Raw genomic sequence first — 20,092 nt, forward strand, 5'->3', positions numbered from 1 at the left:
CGATGATGAAAACGACACTTATCCTTGGGATTGTCATTCTAGGTGGCTGTTTAGTCGGCTGCGGCTCGTCGGGAGAGATGTCGAGCGCGGATGAGGCAAAGCTAAAAGCGAAGCTAGATGGTCCGAGTGCGATTCCAGGCGGAGGGACACCGAAGCCTGCGAAGAAGAAAGCAGGAACCGAGACTCCTCCTCCTGCGACTGGGCAGTAAGCATGAACGGGCGGTTAATTTAAATCGCCCGGACTATCCGTCCCAAGCCAACTAATTTCACCAAACATTATTACTAATTTGCAATTTATGATATACATTAAGTCATGTCTAATATCAATAGATTAAGCACCTTGGCAACCATAACGTTAAGCGTCGCCATACCTACCTTGTCTCTCGCTGGCAACGTTGTGCCTTACGGAACGTACGGCCTAGAGCATTTCAGTACAACTACTATCGGTTCAGTCACTTACAGCACTGCTACTCAGAATTTCGATACAAGATCAGATGGGACTCGGATTATTACTAGCACATGCTCCTACGCCCATACCTTCACCGCTCATATCTCGAATCCACACCAGCCGCCGGTCTTAACCTCACATGGCAGCGCTTCAACTGGCGGAGATGTATATTGGTATTTTGAGTTTGTTCCCTCTTACCGAGGGGAGGTTCCAGACACATCCGGGCCGTATTATGCGCTAGTGGACTCGCGAGCAAAAGGGCAGCTCGTCGGTAGCGCTGGGGGACCCAATGGCGCAAGTGTGTCAGCATCTAATACTGCTTTTCTCTCACTCTACTCTGTTCTCTGTAGCGTTTCACCGCCAACTATGTCCGGAAGCGCTTCAGATGGCAACCCAACAACTTGGGCAACAAATGTTCAAAATAGCGGGTTCACTTTTAACTGGGATCCCATTGTCAATAAATGGATTGGTAAAGCTATCTGCCTTAACTATGCGGGAACACTGTTCGCGTCAGACGTTACTGCTGGCGGCGTTGACTCTGGTGGTTCGTCGGTTTCATCAAACGCTCGGGAATTTAAAGTCATCCACGTTACTTCACCATCAGGAATCGTGAATACCTACAACACACCGTGGTAGAGGATCCCTAAATTTAAACTATTAGGTTCGACGTCAAATTCAAAGTGTCGAACCTAGAACCACTCACCATACTCGTACGAACTAGTGGCACATTGACTGCATGTCGGGAGTGTTGCCGTACTCTGGTGCCAGGAAGGTGGCTCGGGACTACGTGGCTTTGCACCCTAACGATCCTTGGATTCGTTTTGCTTATGGCGTTCTTCGCCAAAAAGGATTCAGGACCGTGGGGACGGTGTCGACACCGTCCGACCGCCTGAATGAACCCAACCCGCAAGAAGCTCTTTTCAGCTTCCTTAATTAAAGCCACACTTCTTCATGGCCCACTACTATGCCGCTAGTGCCTATCTTCAACTTGGTAGAACTCAAGAAGCGATCACTACTCTGCGCACTGCGCTAGGTATGCAAGGCATGCCTATGAGCGAACAGACAAAGTTCCGGGCTTTGCTTTCTCAGATTGAGAAGTCATAGTCGGCTCTGTCAGTTGATCTTTGTCCAAGCAGAAACAACCCGCCCCACCCACACTCCGGTGATGGGTGGGGATTCTGATTTGGTGTTGGAAAAAACGGCTCTCAGTTTGAGCGGCCCCTCGGGAAGCTTTTGGGCACCTTCTAACGGAGCCATGTCCACAACTACGGAAAGGGATTGTTGGGGCTGCAGCGTGCTGGCCGTTGGGAAGCCCCCTGCCCGCACGATTGGAGGGCGGTGTAAAGCGATCTCTTTGCCCGCTTTCGTCTTCAAAAGGAACGAGATGTTTCGGCCACCTTCTGCGCTCTGTTGGTCCCAGAGAATAATGGGTTTGTTGGATCTATTTCGTAGGGTCACGCGGACTCTAAACGGTTTGCTTGACGTCGTGACCCAATGCGTCCCATCGAGAAGTTCCGTCGTGACAGAAAGAGGCTCCTTGGAGCGTGGGGAGACAGGACTCTGGAGAGCAGCACACACCCACATGATAACAAGAAGCCTCAGCATGGTCTTACTTAGCCTGTCGTCTTCGCCGGCGTGCGGCCAAGAGGGGTAGACCCGCTAGTAGCAGCATCGTAGAAGGCTCGGGGACGAGCTTGAAAGTGTCATCACAGCAAGGTTTCTTCAGCATCTCCCATTTGTCAAAGGGCTTACTAAGAGCATTGCTTAGCGATGCATTGAATCCATCGGCTAGGCCATCGGTAAGCGATAGTTGAGCCAGGGGCATCAGATTGGTGTTGCCTTTATCGTCTACTGTAAAGCCCCAAGAGAAGCCTCCCAGGAAACAGAACTGACCTTTGGCGTTGGCAGTCGGATCCGACTTCTTGCACACAATCAGGGTCTGTGCTGCGAAGTTGATCGGTTGAATGCCAACTTGGTTCCAACCACCTGGGAAGTCCACCATGAACGAGCCAGCCCCTTGCTTTGCGTTTCCAATCGGATCGGCCATCCACTTCGCCTTTGAGTCGTAGGTGAAGTCGTACCAGGGGTCATTGTCAGACGTATAGGTTCCAATGGTCTTCCCAGGCTGCGGATCAATAAAGTCAGAGACCGGAAAACCTGGAACCGTCTTGGGCTTGCCCTTGTCATCCGTTAGCGTGATCTTTTGGATCCAGCGGATGTCTTTGGGATCGCAACATTCCGTTGTCCAGTTGGGACCGAGATCGTAAGAAGCGTTGATCGATGCTCCACCGGGATTTGCGGTGTATGGGGATACCGTAATGGTTTGAGCAACTGAGGTGACCGCCCCAACCACAGTGCTCAGAGCGATAACGTAAGTGAGTCGCAACAATTGATTCATTCTCCAAATATCAGGAAAACCTGCTTACCTCCTCGTAAGGCTGGACTCACTATAGGATCTTTCACTCGCAATATCAACAGGAATTGTTTAAGATAGATGCAGGTTTTCTTTAAGAAATACTACGTATCACTACATGTAATATTTTTACCCAAACGCATTGATGGTGCTCCGTACTCTATCTAATGTGCGCCCGTTACCCGAAACAAACATCCAGGTAACGGGCCGCAATTTAGAGTCGGACGCTTGTGTAAGGAGCTAGTTCCCGCAGTTCGAACATGAGTCGGTCGAACTGTTCGGGGGTGAGCGCCTGAGAGCCATCACTAAGCGCTTTCTTGGGGTTGGGGTGCATTTCGACCATCACACCATCTGCTCCTGCCACCATACCAGCCTTGGCCATCGGCGTAACGTAGCGAGCCACACCCGTGCCGTGGGAAGGGTCCACAATGACCGGCAGGTGGGTGTACTCTTTGAGCACAGGAACAGCCGATAGATCCAACGTATTGCGGGTGTAGCTTCTGTCTAGCGGCATCACACCTCGCTCGCAGAGAATAACGTTCGGGTTGCCTTGGTTGAGGACGTACTCGGCCGCAAGCAGGAACTCGTCGATGGTTGCAGAAGGACCCCGCTTCAGGAAGACCGGCTTCATACTCTTCCCGGCTTCAATGAGGAGCGGGAAGTTCTGCATGGATCGAGCACCGATCTGGAGAATGTCGACATACTGCCCGACCAACTTCACCATATCCGGACTCATGACTTCTGAGATAGTCACCAGGCCATATTCGTTGCCAACATCTTGAAGGATCTTAAGACCTTCTTCCGCAAGACCCTGGAACGCATAGGGTGAGGTACGCGGCTTGAAGGCTCCGCCTCGAAGGATGGTAGCGCCTGCTGCTTTGACCATCTTGGCGGCTTCGGAAAACTGCTCGCGAGATTCCACAGAGCATGGCCCGCCCATCACCACAAAGCTTCCCTTTCCGATCCGGACATTGCCCACTTGGACAACGGTATCGAGAGGATGGAACTCACGCGAAGCCAGTTTGTAAGGGCTGCTTGTCTGCGTGACCTTACTCACCTGCTCCATTGCAGATATCTCGACTTCAATGTTGGTCTTTTGGTCCAACGTGAGGGCCGCGGGAATTCCCACAGCTACGCGATCTTCTCCAGGAAGCACAAGTGGCTCGACTCCATGTTGCCGGATGGCATCGGCTACAGCGTCGATTTGCTCCTGGGTCGCGCCCAACTTCATAAGAATGATCATTTTTGTTGAGGATACCTATGGGACGGGCGTAGTAAATTCAGAGATATGTTGATCACTCTTATTCTTGCGAGCGCTCTTTCGGACACCAAGCACAGTTGCTGTGATCCTTCCATGGCCATTTTTGCGAGCGACCCTAAGTTTGTCGCTAAGCACCTTGCCCCCGTGCCCTTCAACTTTGTGGCAAAAGAAGGCAAGCAGGTGACCTACAACGACATCAACGGCAAGCCAACTTCTGGCTTCTACGTGGCACCCACCAAAGGCGTCAAGACCACGATTGTGATGGTCCACGAGTGGTGGGGTCTGAACGACTACGTCAAGAAGGAAGCCGAAAAGATCCATGATGCGACGGGTTACGGCGTGCTTGCCGTGGACCTCTATGAAGGCAAGACCGCAAGTACGCCTCAAGATGCAGGCAAGTATATGAGCTCCGTGGATGCGGCCCGCGCGCATGCGATCATCAAAGGAACCATTCGCGAGCTCAAGAGTGGCGATAAGAGTATCGGCGTCAAGAAGAGCGCCAAGATCGGAACGATCGGTTGGTGCTTCGGTGGCGGTTGGTCGCTCCAGACAGCGATCGATGGCGGCAACGATGTCAATGCCTGCGTAATGTTCTACGGAATGCCCGAGACAGATGTCGATCGACTCGCGAAAATCAAGGCTCCTGTATCCGTTTTCTGGGGCCATCAGGACAAGTGGATCAACGACGACGTAGTGAACAAGTTCCGCGACGCGATGGTGAAAGCTGGAAAGTCGATTGAAATTAAGGGTTACGACGCAGACCATGCATTTGCTAATCCAAGCAATGCGAAGTTTGACAAAGCAGCTAGTGCGGACTCTATGAGCCGTACACTTGCCTTCTTTAAGAAGCACCTAGGCTAATTAAACGGCTCTCTTGGCTACAGAATGTGGCCTAGAGAGCTTTTTTTATGGGTCCCACCTTATCGGGACCCCAATTCTTGTGTGAAACCTTTTACAATCCTTAGCGATGACATTGGGACGACTGTTCCGCGATACGGTTTCCAAGTTTGGCAACCGCACAGCCTTTAAGACTGTTGGCAAAGACGCCATAGCTTGGACCTACCTTGAAGTGTCCGAGAAAGTGAATGGTTACGCCGGAGCACTTCTGCGCCTTGGAGCGCAGCGCGGGGATCGCGTGGTGATCCTCAGCGAGAACAGCCCGGAATGGGCCGTGTTTGACTGGGCCTGCCAGAGTCTCGGCATTGTTGTAGTACCCATCTACCCGACACTCCCTAGCGACCAGGCGCAGTACATCGTGAAGGACTGCGGTGCGAAGCTTGCGTTGGTGAGCAATCAAGAGCAGCGGCAGAAACTGGCTTCGATGGCCGATTTGCAGATTGTGCAGCTGAGGGGCGAGGACTCTTTGGACGAGCTATCGAAATCATCTGCAATGGGCGTGGACGACCTGAACCGCGAGATCGATGCTTCGCAACCCGAAGACCCCTGCACGATCATTTACACCAGCGGCACCACTGGTGTGCCGAAGGGGGCCGTGATGCCTCAGCGAGCGTTTGTACACGTTTGCAACGCGGTCAGGAACCACCTTCCCATAACGGAGAAAGACGTGTTCCTTAGCTTCCTGCCCATGTGCCACGTGTTCGAGCGGGTGGCGGGTCAGATCATGCCGGTTTCATTGGGTTCGACCATTGTCTATTCGCGAAGCCTGATGGCCTTGGCTAACGAAATCAGGGAGGCAAAGCCACAGATCGTGATGACCGTCCCTCGGTTCTTGGAGAACATGCGCGAGAAGATCTTGGATAAATCCGAGAAGTCCTCGCCCATCCAGCAGAAACTCTTCAACCTGATGTTGAGCCAAGGGACAAGGAAAGCAAAAGGGCAGTTCGCTCCATTGGCCGGGATCCTCGATGCGATTGTGGGCAAGAAGGTCCGCGAGGCATTGGGCGGTGAACTGCGGTTCTTTGTTTCAGGCGGTGCAGCGTTGGCTCCGGCTGTCGCTGAGTTTTATATGGCGATAGGAGTGACAGTGCTTCAGGGTTATGGTCTCACCGAGACGTCTGCAGGTACCTGCGTCAACCGACCGGACGACAACAAGTATTGGACCGTGGGTGTGCCCTTGGAGATGGAACTCAAGATCGCAGACGACGGAGAGATCCTGTTCCGTGGCCCAGGCATCATGCTTGGCTACTACAACATGCCCGAAGAGACCGCTAAGGCGATCGATCCCGACGGATGGTTCCACACCGGTGACATCGGTGAGATGGAGGGCGACAAGCTCAAGATCACGGATCGCAAGAAGGACATCCTGGTTCTGGGCAACGGCAAAAACATCGCGCCTCAGGGAATCGAAAACAAGCTGAAAACTTCAAAGTTCATACAGGAAGTCGTGGTTTTAGGCGACGGCATGGATTACTGTGTGGCGCTGGTGGTGCCGAACGCAGATGCCGTTCGCAAAGAGCTGCAATTGCCAGATGCTGAGAAGTTGAGCGAGAGCACCTCCGCCAAAGCGCTCATCAAGAAAGAGATCGACCAAGTCAATCAGGGTCTTGCCAATTTTGAGCGTGTGAAAAAGCATGCGATCTTGGACAAGATGTTCACGGTGGATAGCGGCGAGTTGACCCCTACCTTCAAGGTCAAGCGGAAGGTGGTGAAAGAGAACTACGCCCCAATCATTGCCGAGCTGATGTGACACACAACTGATCTCCGGTGGCAACAGGGGGCATTCCTTTCCCGTGGGTCCCCTGTCGCCAGGATTGTCTCTGAATCTCGTACAATAGCCTCAGCCTCATGAATGCAAACGGGGAGATCAAGAATTTTTACGTAGCCGGGGGCACCATGCCCGTTGCTGCGGGCAGCTATGTGGAACGCGAGGCGGACCGCGCTTTGTTCGAGGCTCTCACGGCTGGCGAGTTTTGCTTCATTCTTAACGCCCGCCAGATGGGCAAGTCGTCTATCTCCGTGCGCATCATGACTCGGCTAGCAGCCGAAGGCATTCGGACCGTCTTCGTTGACCTCACAAAGCTGGGAGGCAAGAACCTCACGCCTGACCAGTGGTACGCCGGGCTTTTGATGGAGGTCGGACGGTCGCTGAATCTCCGTAAGGAGTTCATGACGTTCTGGTCGGAGCAGGCAGAGATCGGGCCCATGCAGCGGTTCTTCAACGCTCTGCGCGAGGTCGCTCTTGAGGCGGATCCCGCACCGATCTGCATCTTTATTGATGAGATTGATGCGACTCGTAGCCTGTCCTTCGATACAGATGAGTTCTTTGCCGGAATCCGCGAGTGCTTCAACCGCCGCGTTCACGATGCAGCATTTAACCGGCTGACGATGTGCCTAAGCGGGGTTGCGACACCGAGCGATCTCATCAAAGATGTTCGAACAACGCCGTTCAATGTCGGTCATCGCATTGTTCTGAAGGACTTCAGCCTCGCGGAGGCCGCTCCCTTAGAGAGTGGGCTAGGTGCCAACGGCAAGCAAAAACTGGCCCGTGTGATGTACTGGACAAACGGCCATCCTTACCTCACCCAAACGCTCTGCGCCTCGATCTCTCAGGACCCAAGCGTCGTCACCGATGCAGATATCGACCGGCTGGTACAAGCGACATTTCTAGAGAAGAAAGCCAGAGAATCCAACGTCAATTTGGCGGATGTTGGCAATCGTGTCCTTAACAGTTTTGGTCCAGACGAGGATGCGAACACCTATCGCAGCGACATGCTCAACCTCGTGGAGACAGTTCGCTCCTCCAAAAAACGCGTAGTCGATGATGAGTCCAATCGACTGATTAACATCCTTCGATTGAGTGGCCTGGTGCGAGTGCAGGACGGCACACTCCAGCTCCGGAATCGGATCTACCAGACAGTATTTGACTCCGCTTGGGTCGCCGAGAACATGCCCGCCCAGGAAATAAGGCGGCAGAAGACAGCGTTCCGCATGGGTGTGGTCCGTACGGGTGTAGGCGCGGGCATGCTGATCTTGCTGGTTTCCACACTCGCGGCCATGGCGATCAAATCGGCAAACGAAGCACATCGGTCGGAGGTTCGCGCACGCGAGTTGGCCAAGATCGCCAACGACGAGCGGGCCAAGGCTCTCGAAGCGCAGGAGAAGATTACAGGACAATCACTTGCCCTTCAAGGCCTTACCCAGGATCTGAGGGCATCGCTTAAGGATGCTTCCAGAGAAAGAGACAACGCCAAGCGACTCGCCGAGCTCGCCTCGGAGAACGCGAAAAAGGCGCAGATGTTTGCAAAGTTCGCCGATGACGAGCGGAAACGCGCCGACCAGGCCGCAACTCAGGCGCTTATAGCTCGCGACAACGAGCGGAACCAGCGCGGGAAAGCCGAGATGCTCCGGTATGCCTCAGACATGCGGCTGGTAGGAACCGAGTGGCAGATGGGCGACATGCCCCAGTTGAAGCGACGTCTGCTTGGATACACAAAATCTACAGGAGCTGGCGACCTCCGAGGCTTTGAATGGCAATATCAGTGGACCCTGCTGAATCGCTCCCGGCTGGCGGTAAATGACACTCGCTCTTCAACCGGTTCGGTCAGCATCGCCCCCGATGGCAATGCTCAGTATCTAGACATCCGCTCGCAGCTTTGCTCCTTGCAGCCCGGACTCTCGCGGCGCGAGGTCTCACGCTCACAAGTCGGACCCATTGTAGGATCGGCTGTTACCTACTTTACGCGTGACGGTCGACACTTGGCGATCATGACGGCGCATGGAAGGTTGCAAGTGTACGACACCAGTTCAAGACGAGAAACTCTCCGCCTTCAGACCAAACTGAGCGGCGTACAAGGCCTTGCCATCACAGATGATTTGAAGACGCTGTTAACCTTGAGCGACTCAAATTTCGGAAGGGTCATAGAGTCCTACGATCTGGAGACGAACCGCACGCATGCCCGGATCATCTTGCCGTCTAGCAACCTCTACTCCCTCGCTTTGTCCCCACAAGGAGATACGTTCGCCGTTGCGAATCACCCACAAAACAGCCAGGTGGGAATATACGACATCCACACGGGCCGTGAGCGCCGGTTCCCACTCGGTCCGTTTGGAGCCACCATCCATTCCATGGCGTTCTCCCCTGACGGTGGAAAGATCGCCGTCAGCGGCAGTTATGGCGAGTTCCAGATCATGGACCTGAAGACGCGCGAGAACCTGCATTCGTACACCGCAGCGCACACCACGGTCATCAGCTGTCTGAGGTTCTCAAACGACGGGAAGATGGTGGTCACTGGCGGAACCGACGGCATCGTAAAAACCTGGGACACCGAAAGTTTCCGGCAGGCCGGAACCTATCGAGGCCTGACTTCTGCCATCACCGAACTGGACTTCTCGAAAGACAACAAGCAGATCATCGCAGCCTCGAAAGAAGGCAACGCGAAGGTATGGACAGTTGAGCAGAACGAAGACTTCTTGAAGCTCCCCAATACCCTGAATCAAAACTCGATTAGCTTCACTAGGGATTCCAAGCAGGCAGTGATGACCAGCACTCGCTACTTGTCGGTGGTCGATACCGCGACGGGCTCTCCCGTCGCCCGATTGGCCGTCCCATTCCAGAATGTGAACGAGTGGTATCTCACACATGCCTTGAGTCCGGATGATAAGGAAATAGCCATCTCTCAAAGCGATGGCGGCATCCTGATTGTGGACGCGAAGCGGACAAAACGGGTCACACGCATCGCTCCCATCAAGAAGTCGATACGAACCTTTGCAAGTCAGACCGGCTTAGGCAACCTCGCTTACTCGCCCAATGGCCAGTTGCTTGTTGCAGGAGAAGGCCGGCGCACGCTGTTTGGACTCACGTTCCCTGCGTCGATCCACGTGTGGAGCCGGGGAGATTATCGAGATCTGAAACATGTGGTGGCTCACAACGGGGCAATCATGGGGCTCGCGTTCTCCCCGGATAGCCGTAAGATGGTCTCGGTTGGCCAGGATCAGCGCATCGTGCTTTGGGATACGGCTACCTGGAGGCCGATCCGAAAGATCTCGACGGCCGTCTCACCCACATCCGTTGCCTACTCAAAAGACGGAAGCACCATTGCTTTTGGCGACGAGAACGGCATCATCGAGACACTTTCATCCAAAGACCTCAGCTTGATGAAGCACTGGAACGCACACTCTTCCAACGTCACCTCAGTGGCTTTCTCACCTGATGGCAAGCGGCTGGTTTCCACATCTCTCGATCGCCTCGTTCGGCTATGGGACGTTCAGTTGGGCATCATGACTTTCCAGCTCACGCAGCTTCCACAACCGAGCTTTGCTTGCGACTTCTCTCCTGACGGGAACATGGTCGCCGCCGGTACAAGCGAGTACACCGCTCTTTTCAAAGCCTATCCGACCCGCCAGATCGACCAACGCATTGCAGAAGATGAAGATCCCGATCTGCGCATTGCCAAAGCAATTGAGAGATCGAAAAAATCCGGAAAGAAGGTGTTCGTGGTGTTCGAAAAAGACGAGACCTCGCGTGTGTATGCCAGCCTCATCTATCTTCCACGGCTTCAACCGTTCTTCCGAAAGAACTACGAGATTGTGGAGGTTCAGCTGGACCAGGTAGCGCGCCTCCAGAGAAGTCAACAGACCGATCCAAGCTTGAAATATGGAAACACGGGGACAACTTATCCGTTTGCAGCTGTATTGAACAGCAAAGGCTCCGTTGTTGCATCCACCTTGCAAAAGCGCGATCATGGATTCGTGAATATCGGTTTCCCAGAATCTTCAAAGGAGATCGATTTCTTTGTCCAATTACTCAGGACTACCGCAACCAAAACGGGGGAGATTCCAGTAAGAGAGTTACGCGAAGTGCTGTCACACTAATTATGTTGAGGAACTTTCCAATCATTGTCAGCGCTACAAGTCTTTAGAATCGTCGCATAGGGGAAATCATGAACGCCACTCCGGGAACTACCGCTGCCGAAATAGCACACGTGCTGTTTTTGGATATCTGCGGCTACTCTCGGCAGTCGACCACCACTCAAGGACGCTGGATCACAGACCTCACGCGCATGGTAAGCGCGACTTCGACCTTTGAATTGGCGAAGGCACAGAACCAGGTGCTTCCCATTCCCACCGGCGATGGCATGGCTCTCCTATTCAGTTCAGACGTGGCGGCACCGGCACGCTGCGCCGTAGAGCTATTTAAGGTCCTGCAAGGTTCCGATTTAGAAGTCCGCATGGGCATCCATAGCGGTTTGGTGCAGCGTCAGACGGACATCGCTGGCAACGAGAATGTCGCCGGTGAAGGCATCAACATGGCCCAGCGTGTGATGGACTTGGCAGATGGCGGTCACATCCTCATGTCTGCACAATACGCGACATGGCTGATGCAGTTTGACGATTGGAAGCCATTCATCACCCACGTGGGCGAAGGCACCATCAAGCACGGATCGGTCATCGAGGTTTACAACTTACAAGGCAGCGACTTCGGTCGTTCCTACTCTCCCGCCAAATTGACCGTTTCTCCTCCTCCTACTTCGGACGTCACGGGTGAGACCGAGCAGAAGAAGATCGTCATTCTGTACAAGCGCAAAGCGCAACCCGATGAAGAGCTGCTTGACCTGATCGAGTCTCGGCTCTCAGCAGAAGGTCACAACGTCTTCATCGATCGCCACTTAAAGGTGGGCGTAGAGTGGGCAAAAGCAATCGAGCTTCGCATCCGAGAAGCGGATGCCGTAGTGGTCATCGTTTCAGATGCCGCCCTTGGCAGCGAGATGTTGGAGTACGAGATCGAGACGGCTCACAACGAGAGCCTCTCCCGTGGAAAGCCCGAAATCCTGCCCGTACGCGTGGGGTCCGATGAAAAGCTAGAAGGCATTCTCGGAACCATCATCAACCCTCTCAACTACGCCATTTGGCATTCACATTCAGACGATGAGAGGATCCTCTCTGAGCTTACCGAGGCGCTCTCAGACAACAAGAAAGTTCGTCATGAGCCGCCGAAGCTAGAGCCCGCGGGCGGCGCAGTTTCCCCGAACTCACCCTTTTACGTAGAGCGAGATACAGACAAAGAAGGCCTCCAAGCCATCTTGGCAAACGAGAGCATCGTGCTAGTGAAAGGGCCGCGCCAGATGGGCAAGACCTCCTTCATCGGCCGTGCAATCCACGCCGTGAGCGAAGCCGGCTGGCGATACACCACCACCGACTTCCAAAAGCTGAGCAGCGCGCAGTTAGGAAAGGAAGAGACGTTCTACAAGCTCCTGGCAGCAACCCTTGCGCGCCAGTTGAAGTTCCAGTACGACTTCGAGAACGAGTGGCTGGAGGTGTTCGGTAGCAACCTCAACATGGACAACTTCCTCCGCAGCCTCATCGAGGCCTCGGACACGCCCCTTGTTTGGTTCATGGACGAGGCCGACAAGATGTTCGGAATGCCTTACGCCAGCGACTTCTTTGGGCTGGTGCGTAGTTGGCACAACTCCCGAGCCACCGAGCCGTACGGCCCTTGGGGACGCCTCACCGTGGTCATCGGCTACGCGACAGAGGCGCACCTCTTCATTCAGGACATCAACCAGTCGCCGTTCAATGTCGGCCGACAGTTGAACCTACAATGCTTCACCGTGGCGCAGGTGTCGGATCTCAACCAGCGATACGGCAGCCCACTCAAATCCAGAAGCGAGATCGAGCAGATTCAAGCGCTGACCGGTGGCCAGCCCTTCCTGACGCGCCGCACGCTCGATATCTTGAGCAAGGGCACGATGGATCTCGCTACCTTGCTGAGCACCGCAGACCGAGACGACGGACCCTTTGGCGACCACCTCAAACGAATCCTGGTTTCGGTTTCTCAGATGCCGACGGTTATGGAAGCAATGCGGTCATCGCTGGAAAGCTCCGATATCCGCGATACCGATGGATATCATCGCCTGTTAGCTGCGGGTGTTGTGTACCAGACTCCAGACAACAAGGTCGCGTTTCGCAGCGACCTCTACCGAAGGTATCTCCTGGAGCACTTGGCTAGTCATCGAGGCTGACGCGGCATACGCGCCAATCCGGCAGGAGCGTTGCTCCCAGCTTCTCATAAAACGCGATGGCGTTCGTATTCCAATCCAACACCGACCACTCCACACGTCCGAATCCTTTGCTACGAGCGGTTCGAATCACATGCTCTAGGAGCTGTTTGCCCACTCCCTTCCCTCGCATCTTGGGCGTAACATAGAGGTCTTCCATCCACACGCCCGCTTGCGTCCGGAAGGTGGAATACGTGTGGAAGTAGAGGGTGTAGGCCACGATCTCACCTTCAAACTCATACACGTCGCACAGGAAGTGCTTGTTGAGATCATTCACTAGCTTGTGTTCAGTGCCGACAACCGCATGCGTGAGTCGCTCGAACTCTGCAAGCTCATTAATCAGTTCCCAAACGCGGGGCATGTCTTGCGGAGTTGCGGGCCGGATATTGTGTTCGCTCATCTCTTTCGTTTCTTGCCGAATAATCGGGCATCCAGAGAATACTGGCCCGCCCCCATGATCATCACAGCGATCGCCATAAAGAGAAGTGAACTGCTATAGAAAACCTTGCTGGAATCAGCCGGATCACCGGAGCTGAACAGCTTGCTCATCACTTCCGGCCCACGAGCATTCATGAAGGTAGCAACGCCCATGGTGCAAGCAACGCCAAAGGCCGCCACGGAAGTAAGTCCACCGAACAAGACCCCGAGTCCGCCAAAGAACTCGCCAACAATCGCCAGATGAGCAAACACGGGAGGCACGTGCATGTCCGCAGTGAACATGTTGATCGTCGCGGAATAGCCCATGCCCCCAAACAGGCCGAACATCTTCTGCGAGCCGTAAAACAGCATGATCAGCCCCAATGCAACCCGCAGAACCAGCAACCCAATGTCATAACGCGCCGTGCCCTTCATGCCGCAAGTTTACGATGTACAAGCAACAGATTGAACACGTTTCTTCAGATGACGCCGTCAGGCCGTCATCTCACGCACGTTCTCACGAAACATCGCCTCGTACTGCGAGCGGTAATACTCCACAACATCTTCAAGTATCTCTTCCCTGTTTGGCTCATGCGACGCCCAGGCGTAGGCATTGTATCGAGCCGCTGCATACATGATCGCCGAACTCACTCGGGAGGGTGGATACGACTTCGATTGGCTATTCGCGAGGTTCACAAACTGATCGACAAGATCGAAGAATTCGGGCGGAAGGTCCTTGCTTTCTTGGGCCATTTGCAAAGATTAAACCCCGGTCCTAGCCCCTCAACTTACATGCAGCAGTCGATGGGCACAAGGTCTTGGCCCCGCTTCTCATCCATGTCATTCTCTGTATCCAATAGGGACCAGTGGCTGAGACGGAGAGGCGACGTAAAACTGACATAACGTTTCGAAAGAGCATGGCGCCCGAGGAGTAGGACTGATAGCCGCATCGCGGCGTTCCCCGAAACGAAGGTGGGTAGCCGGTTTCAGAAGCACCGAAAGGCAACAAAGAGCCAAGGGCGGGGTAGTTCCGCCCAGTGAAATCCTGTAGGGAAGCGAGTTATCCTAATAGTTACCGGCTGTGTGATGCGGGTTCGAATCCCGTCTGGTCCACCATACATCGATATTCATTCCTTGAACCTAGTAAACGCGGACTTCTTGGCTTTAGGTTCAGCGGATTCGAACTTTCTCCTTGTGTGTAATTCATCGAAATAGCGCAGAATGCTGCACAAGACGGTTGATAAGTTGAGCCGTCCACTCAGGGTTTAGGTGCTTCCAACTGCACAGTCGTGCCCACTCCATCTCGTGATGCATTTCTTTGACCACTGCAAGGCACATAGCCGCATCAAACGCACGACCCAGAGCTTTGTTACCTCCGAACTCCACTAGGTACGCGCTCTTCAATTCATCTTGTGTTGGCGTGCCACGCACATATCCCCAAGGGCCGCCAGAGTTCCCAGTATCCGAACCCCATGCCGATGCCAGTAGCTTCTCCGCCGAGAAGAACGGATGTGAACGACTCGCGTTTTCCCAGTCGTAAATCAAGACTGAATCCTCTGTGATCCAACACGCATTGCCGAAATGACAATCACCGTGGTCAATGGTCAGGTCTATACCGGGTTCCTCAAGAGCTTCGACCCAGCTAGCTACTGCAGGGCGATAGGTTTCAAGCCTGTCTAACACCTCGACCGCAGGGAATCCCATCGCGGCTTGTAGTTTGCCTTCGTCGGAATGCCAAGCCTCAAAGTGAGTTTGGATGTTCGCAAGACATTGTTCGAATAGGTTAGGGATTTCGCTGGGCGAGATCGTTTCCAAACCTGATTCCCCGCCTGAGTCCTGTGTGCATTCAAGCTGGATCTTTGCGAGGGTTTTTGCCAAACTCATCACTCCAGATCTCCCAATGTCGTTGTGATAGGTACTTCCGGTAAACGCTTCCAGAAGGAGCATTGTACGATCGGCGGTTTCTTCGACTGCGATTACGCAAGGGACACGATCGGGGGAGCAGCGAGAGACCAAGCGATGGGCTGATCCTGACCCAGAAAGTAAAGGAAAAAGGTTAACCTTCACTACCACGTCCCGGCTAAGAGGCTCGTCAATGGCAAAACGAAGAGTTGCCCTTCGGTCAGGTCCTTGATCGTACAAAGCGTGGATGGCCACGGGACCTCGTATGGACTTTGCACCAGGTAGTGCCCGCGCAATAAACGATTGCACATCCTTTAACCAGGGGAGGTTTGCCACCCGGTGCCCGTCGACCTCAAACAATGACTCGTCCACGAATCGAGGCTACCTGACCACAATTGCAGCGGTGTCAGGGACTGCGTTCGGCTCAACTTCGGTGTCCTAAGGCCATCCAATGTGGTTGCAAGAGGACGTAAAGCCTCTTCGCTTCCAAATCATGTCTTGGAATCTCCACCATTTTTCCAATGTGAACTTGCACGGTGAGCTAGCACCAAGCGGGAACTGCGCGATGTTGTAGCAACGTAAAGTCACCGTATGTTTGTCACTGCTCTTGCCCATCTCCTGCTCACCCATCCTCTATCAAAAATTCCTCTATCGGAGGGCGGACCATCGGCGGAGACTTGGTCAAAAGCGCTTGTTACCGGAGATATTCCGGGCCTGAGCGTTGCTAAGGTCGAGGCAGGTTTGCCCAAGTGGAACAATGCGGTCGGACGTCGCGACGCGCTTGATCGCTCTACGAAAGCCGCAAGTGTCGACGCGGAAACCGTCTTTGAGGCCGCATCCTTGGGCAAGCCCATTGTGGCTCTGGCGATTCTCTCACTAGTTGAGGACGGCAAACTCCACCTAGACGACAAATCTGACTCCATCGTACAACTGGATGGCCTCACGGATAAGCGAAGGTCTGAAATAACACTGCGAATGCTCCTGAGCCACTCAAGCGGACTGGCCTTTAACCAACCGCAGCTCGAATCCAAGCCTGGCAGCCGTTTTTCTTACTCCACCCTGGGCTTTCGTTACCTTCAGCAGATAGCCGAGAAGAAGCTGGGCGTTTCGTTAGAAGATTGGGCTAACCGCACCCTTTTCCAGCCACTTCTCATGAAGCGGTCGAGTTTCGTCTACTCTCCCAGGTTTGCGGACAACCGTGCGAAAGGGATGAACTGGCTCTTACGTGGGCAGTCTCAGATGACAAGCGCTTCTGGCACAGGCGCATTCGACCTCATCACCACTTCGACCGACTATGCCCGCTTGTGGGCGGCTGTTCTGGGTGGCAAGGTGATTCGAGAAAGCTCGCTCCGAGCAATGTTCACGCCTCAAGTCCGGATCACAGGTGAGTTTTTCGACCCCTCCATCCCTAAGCAGAGCCGAGCTGAGCTCGCAGCCGGTCTCGGCATACTTCTTCAGCGACAAGGGAGTCGATGGGTTGGCTTCCAATGGGGCGATAACGGTGGCTCAACCGGGCTACTTCTGGCAGACCCAGCAAAGAGAGAAGCTCTCGTCTTCCTAACGAACGCTGAGGCTGGACTCCACTCTGCCGAGTTGCTCGTCCGGCTAGGAGGCATGAGAGATGTGGGCGCCAGTTGGGTTGGCTATGAACAAGTCTCAACCCGTCCCCGCAAAGCCTGGAAACAAATAACCCAAGCCCTCGATAGAGACCCAACAGAAGGCTTGGAGCAGTTTCGTAAGTTGACCGTGAAAGACACCAAGACGGCGGAGAAGATGGCGCGGAATCTTGGCTACTTCAATCTGTTTCGGGGTGAACCCCTTGCCGCAGAGCCCTTCTTCCGAGTCGCTAGCCGCACTGCATCCGTGGACGGCTCGATGCTTCAAGACTGGGCCCAATGCCTTGTGGTCAGCGGAAAGGTCTCCGAGGCCGCTGTAGCGCAGGCAAGAGCAATCAAATTGGATCCTTCGACAGCAGGTGGCCCGAGTCTTACCGAATGGGTAAAAACCGCCGAAGCTGATCTAAAAGACGAGGTCCCGTTGTCAAAAACTCCGCCCGTGGGCAAATACGGCGGCTACCTCTTCGAGTTGGACTCGGGTGGTCAGCTGGTCATAGTTTCACCCACAGGACGCCGCCCACTAGCGCTCCTGCGTTCGGGCAACTTCCTCAGCCGCGACCTGGCCTACCGGGTCGAGTTCAAAGACAGCAAAGCGCTCATTACTCTTGCCGGACAGACTACCGAGACGCTAAAGAGAGATTGATGCCTCTAGGGGAATGGTCACTGAGGCGATTAATCGACTATTCGCCTCACATTCTGAGGCGAATATGCGATTGACTCGCCCCAAAGGTGCGCTATTACATGCAGGCGGAGTTTAATCAATTGCGTCGCAAACCCAAACGCACCCGATCAAGAACAAACAATTAATGCTCCTCGACTAACCTAAAACACCTCGTCATTTGTCTATACTTCTGGAATGCCTTCGGCCGCGGATGTGAATACGGACTTGCTGGATCGGATTAGCTCGGCGCTTGGGAAGTTCTGGGGGTTTGAGGGGTTGCGGGCTATTCAAAGCGAGGTCGTTGAGGCAGCTCTGAATGATCGCGATGCCGTGGTCGTCATGCCGACGGGTGGCGGAAAGAGCCTTTGTTTCCAGCTCCCAGCGGTGGTCTCCGAGCGATTGACCGTAGTCGTTTCACCATTAATCGCGCTGATGAAGGACCAAGTGGACAGCCTCAGCGTGGTGGGTGTATCCGCAGCGGCGCTGAACTCTTCCCTAAGCGATCAGGAGGAGACCGAGGTTCACCGAAAGCTGGCGGCGGGCGAGTTGCGGCTGCTCTACGTAAGCCCTGAGCGGCTCCTGCTAAGCTCCACCCTTCAGTTGCTCGCGCGGGCCGATAATGGCAAGGGCGTAGCTCGCTTTGCGATTGACGAAGCGCACTGTATCAGCGCCTGGGGTCACGATTTCCGTCCTGAATTCCGACAACTGAAGCGCATCAAAGAGGTCTTCCCTGGCGTTCCAGTGCAGGCATTTACGGCGACCGCCACTCCCAAAGTCCAGCGAGACATCGCCATCCAGCTAAACCTAGAGCGGCCCCGAAAGTTTGTTGGCGTATTCGACCGCCCGAATCTCACCTACAGCGTGGTGGCCAAAGACGACACAGTCAAGCGGATAGCCGACGCTGTCCGCCGCTATCCCGATGAAGGCGTGATTGTCTACTGCCTCAGCCGTAAGGATACGGAGTCGGTCACAAAGGCCTTGGTGGCACAGGGGATCCCGGCGGTCGCCTACCATGCCGGACTTTCCAACGAAACTCGCCGACAAGTCAGCGAAGACTTCGCCCGGGAAAAGGCCAATATCATCGTCGCGACGATTGCGTTTGGAATGGGCATCGACCGGTCCAACGTGCGATGCGTCATCCACGAGTGCCTTCCAAAAAGCATGGAAGGCTACCAGCAAGAGACAGGCCGAGCGGGGCGAGATGGCATGCCGAGCGAGTGTGTCCTGCTATACAGCCACGGCGACGTCATTCGGCTCAAGCGGCTGCTCTCCGACGGTGAACCCGAGACAGTGGCCCACCACGTGCGGCTCTTGGAAGAGGTCCAGCGGTTTGCCACATCTCACCAATGCCGACACAAGACCCTCAGCGAGCACTTTGGCCAGCCCTACGAAGTAAGCCCTGAAGGTTGCGGCGCGTGCGATGTCTGTTTAGGAGGCATGAGGCCGCTGGCAAACAGCACCCAAGTGGCGCTTCAGATTTTGAGAACTGCCGCGAACCTAATGTCGCGCGATCGCTACCGCTCGTTTGGCGTGAACTACCTCGTTTCGGTACTGTGCGGCTCTCGGGTAAAGGCCGTTTTGGAACGTGGCGGCGACGAAGCCAAAGGCTTCGGCGCATTTGCCCATGAACCCAGTTCGCGAGTGACCTCATGGGTACACCAGTTGACCGATCTTGGACTCATGGAGGTCTCAGGTGGTCAATATCCGGTGCTCTCCATCACCGACGCGGGCATCACCGTGATGGCCATGGAGACAGAGGTTCAACTCATTGAGAACGTAGCCCTTCTCACCCAGGGCGGCCCCAAAAAGTCGAAAGCAGCCGAGGCAGGCGTGGAGAATGTGGACTCCGCGCTGTACGAGAAGCTCCGCGCATGGCGAAGATCCACCTCTGCAACACGAGGAGTACCAGCCTACGTGATCTTCCACGACTCCACACTCATGCGCATAGCTGCGGCTCTCCCATCCAGCTTGGATCGTCTCATGGCCCTGCCAGGAGTCGGCGAAAAGCGAACCGAGGAGTTTGGAGCGGAGATCGTGGCACTCGTAATAGAGCACGCTTCTGAAACTGGCGTCGCGCTGGATCAACAGTTGGTAAAAGCCGCGCCCAGGCCCGTCGTCGCCAGCAATTCGCCGAAAGCATCGGCCTATGCAGCTTACTTTCGGGCAGGAATCACCGTGGACGAGATCGCCGAGAAAATCGGCGTCAAACCCGTGACCGTCTGGAAGCAACTCTCCGATTGGCTCCTAGTCGAGAAACCTACAGCCATCGATGCCTGGGTCGCGCCAGCTGTTCAATCCGAAGTGGCAGCGGCTCTGAAAGAGAACGATTCCGAGTTCTTAAAACCGATCTTCGAAGCCCTGGGAGGTCGTATCTCGTACGACGAGATACGAGTGGTCCGGGCGTTTCTTTCTCGGTAAAG

The 20,092-nt window shown here is 54.6% G+C and carries 14 protein-coding genes; 7 read left to right on the forward strand and 7 right to left on the reverse strand.

What is annotated here, in order from left to right; genetic code table 11:
* Nucleotides 1-2: 2 nt before the first annotated feature.
* Nucleotides 3-209: a hypothetical protein gene (locus tag ACZ51B_RS09095; RefSeq protein ID WP_464296927.1), complete on the forward strand. Its 207-nt coding sequence runs from the start codon at nucleotides 3-5 to the stop codon at nucleotides 207-209.
* 1,352 nt (nucleotides 210-1,561) lie between these two features.
* Here the strand turns inward: ACZ51B_RS09095 and ACZ51B_RS09100 are convergent.
* The 3 genes from ACZ51B_RS09100 to aroF all read right to left on the reverse strand — a co-directional run bounded on the left by ACZ51B_RS09100 (nucleotide 1,562) and on the right by aroF (nucleotide 4,104).
* Nucleotides 1,562-2,053, reverse strand: coding sequence for a hypothetical protein (locus ACZ51B_RS09100; protein ID WP_464296928.1), 492 nt, complete (start codon nucleotides 2,051-2,053; stop codon nucleotides 1,562-1,564).
* Between the two features lie 4 nt (nucleotides 2,054-2,057).
* On the reverse strand, nucleotides 2,058-2,846 hold the full coding sequence (locus tag ACZ51B_RS09105) for a PEP-CTERM sorting domain-containing protein (protein WP_464296929.1): 789 nt from the start codon (nucleotides 2,844-2,846) through the stop codon (nucleotides 2,058-2,060).
* A gap of 229 nt (nucleotides 2,847-3,075) precedes the next feature.
* A complete protein-coding gene (gene aroF / locus ACZ51B_RS09110; RefSeq protein WP_464296930.1) occupies nucleotides 3,076-4,104 on the reverse strand; it encodes a 3-deoxy-7-phosphoheptulonate synthase in 1,029 nt (342 codons plus the stop codon).
* Nucleotides 4,105-4,149: 45 nt separating this feature from the next.
* Between aroF and ACZ51B_RS09115 the strand changes: the two genes are divergently transcribed.
* The 4 genes from ACZ51B_RS09115 (at nucleotide 4,150) to ACZ51B_RS09130 (ending at nucleotide 13,040) form a co-directional block, all read left to right on the forward strand.
* Nucleotides 4,150-4,983, forward strand: a complete 834-nt coding sequence (locus tag ACZ51B_RS09115; RefSeq protein WP_464296931.1) for a dienelactone hydrolase family protein — start codon at nucleotides 4,150-4,152, stop codon at nucleotides 4,981-4,983.
* A gap of 106 nt (nucleotides 4,984-5,089) precedes the next feature.
* Nucleotides 5,090-6,769, forward strand: coding sequence for an AMP-dependent synthetase/ligase (locus ACZ51B_RS09120; protein WP_464296932.1), 1,680 nt, complete (start codon nucleotides 5,090-5,092; stop codon nucleotides 6,767-6,769).
* Nucleotides 6,770-6,867: 98 nt separating this feature from the next.
* Nucleotides 6,868-10,893, forward strand: coding sequence for an AAA-like domain-containing protein (locus ACZ51B_RS09125; protein ID WP_464296933.1), 4,026 nt, complete (start codon nucleotides 6,868-6,870; stop codon nucleotides 10,891-10,893).
* Between the two features lie 68 nt (nucleotides 10,894-10,961).
* A complete protein-coding gene (locus tag ACZ51B_RS09130; protein ID WP_464296934.1) occupies nucleotides 10,962-13,040 on the forward strand; it encodes an AAA-like domain-containing protein in 2,079 nt (692 codons plus the stop codon).
* Here ACZ51B_RS09130 and ACZ51B_RS09135 read toward each other — a convergent pair.
* From ACZ51B_RS09135 to ACZ51B_RS09150, 4 genes are all read right to left on the reverse strand, one after another.
* Complete coding sequence (locus ACZ51B_RS09135) at nucleotides 13,024-13,476, reverse strand: N-acetyltransferase family protein (RefSeq protein ID WP_464296935.1); 453 nt, start codon at nucleotides 13,474-13,476, stop codon at nucleotides 13,024-13,026. The genes ACZ51B_RS09130 and ACZ51B_RS09135 overlap by 17 nt on opposite strands.
* The gene (locus ACZ51B_RS09140) at nucleotides 13,473-13,928 is read right to left on the reverse strand and encodes a DoxX family protein (protein ID WP_464296936.1); all 456 of its coding nucleotides are present in this window, start codon (nucleotides 13,926-13,928) and stop codon (nucleotides 13,473-13,475) included. Before ACZ51B_RS09140 ends, ACZ51B_RS09135 begins: the two co-directional genes overlap by 4 nt.
* Before the next feature lie 57 nt (nucleotides 13,929-13,985).
* A complete protein-coding gene (locus tag ACZ51B_RS09145) occupies nucleotides 13,986-14,246 on the reverse strand; it encodes a DUF3144 domain-containing protein (RefSeq protein ID WP_464296937.1) in 261 nt (86 codons plus the stop codon).
* Between the two features lie 450 nt (nucleotides 14,247-14,696).
* Complete coding sequence (locus tag ACZ51B_RS09150) at nucleotides 14,697-15,377, reverse strand: hypothetical protein (RefSeq protein WP_464296938.1); 681 nt, start codon at nucleotides 15,375-15,377, stop codon at nucleotides 14,697-14,699.
* 609 nt (nucleotides 15,378-15,986) lie between these two features.
* Between ACZ51B_RS09150 and ACZ51B_RS09155 the strand changes: the two genes are divergently transcribed.
* Entirely contained in the window at nucleotides 15,987-17,654 is a 1,668-nt protein-coding gene (locus ACZ51B_RS09155) for a serine hydrolase domain-containing protein (RefSeq protein ID WP_464296939.1), read from the forward strand.
* Nucleotides 17,655-17,867: 213 nt separating this feature from the next.
* Nucleotides 17,868-20,090 (forward strand): RecQ family ATP-dependent DNA helicase, encoded by a 2,223-nt coding sequence (locus ACZ51B_RS09160; protein ID WP_464296940.1) that lies wholly within the window; start codon nucleotides 17,868-17,870, stop codon nucleotides 20,088-20,090.
* Nucleotides 20,091-20,092: the final 2 nt, after the last annotated feature.

It is taken from the genome of Fimbriimonas sp. LA-C6 (assembly GCF_055398105.1).

Bases quoted from the DNA above. Each gene is read 5' to 3' on its own strand.
- ACZ51B_RS09095 (WP_464296927.1), top strand. From the start codon at position 3: ATGATGAAAACGACACTTATCCTTGGGATTGTCATTCTAGGTGGCTGT.
- ACZ51B_RS09100 (WP_464296928.1), bottom strand. From the start codon at position 2,053: ATGCTGAGGCTTCTTGTTATCATGTGGGTGTGTGCTGCTCTCCAGAGT.
- ACZ51B_RS09105 (WP_464296929.1), bottom strand. From the start codon at position 2,846: ATGAATCAATTGTTGCGACTCACTTACGTTATCGCTCTGAGCACTGTG.
- aroF (WP_464296930.1), bottom strand. From the start codon at position 4,104: ATGATCATTCTTATGAAGTTGGGCGCGACCCAGGAGCAAATCGACGCT.
- ACZ51B_RS09115 (WP_464296931.1), top strand. From the start codon at position 4,150: ATGTTGATCACTCTTATTCTTGCGAGCGCTCTTTCGGACACCAAGCAC.
- ACZ51B_RS09120 (WP_464296932.1), top strand. From the start codon at position 5,090: ATGACATTGGGACGACTGTTCCGCGATACGGTTTCCAAGTTTGGCAAC.
- ACZ51B_RS09125 (WP_464296933.1), top strand. From the start codon at position 6,868: ATGAATGCAAACGGGGAGATCAAGAATTTTTACGTAGCCGGGGGCACC.
- ACZ51B_RS09130 (WP_464296934.1), top strand. From the start codon at position 10,962: ATGAACGCCACTCCGGGAACTACCGCTGCCGAAATAGCACACGTGCTG.
- ACZ51B_RS09135 (WP_464296935.1), bottom strand. From the start codon at position 13,476: ATGAGCGAACACAATATCCGGCCCGCAACTCCGCAAGACATGCCCCGC.
- ACZ51B_RS09140 (WP_464296936.1), bottom strand. From the start codon at position 13,928: ATGAAGGGCACGGCGCGTTATGACATTGGGTTGCTGGTTCTGCGGGTT.
- ACZ51B_RS09145 (WP_464296937.1), bottom strand. From the start codon at position 14,246: ATGGCCCAAGAAAGCAAGGACCTTCCGCCCGAATTCTTCGATCTTGTC.
- ACZ51B_RS09150 (WP_464296938.1), bottom strand. From the start codon at position 15,377: ATGAGTTTGGCAAAAACCCTCGCAAAGATCCAGCTTGAATGCACACAG.
- ACZ51B_RS09155 (WP_464296939.1), top strand. From the start codon at position 15,987: ATGTTTGTCACTGCTCTTGCCCATCTCCTGCTCACCCATCCTCTATCA.
- ACZ51B_RS09160 (WP_464296940.1), top strand. From the start codon at position 17,868: ATGCCTTCGGCCGCGGATGTGAATACGGACTTGCTGGATCGGATTAGC.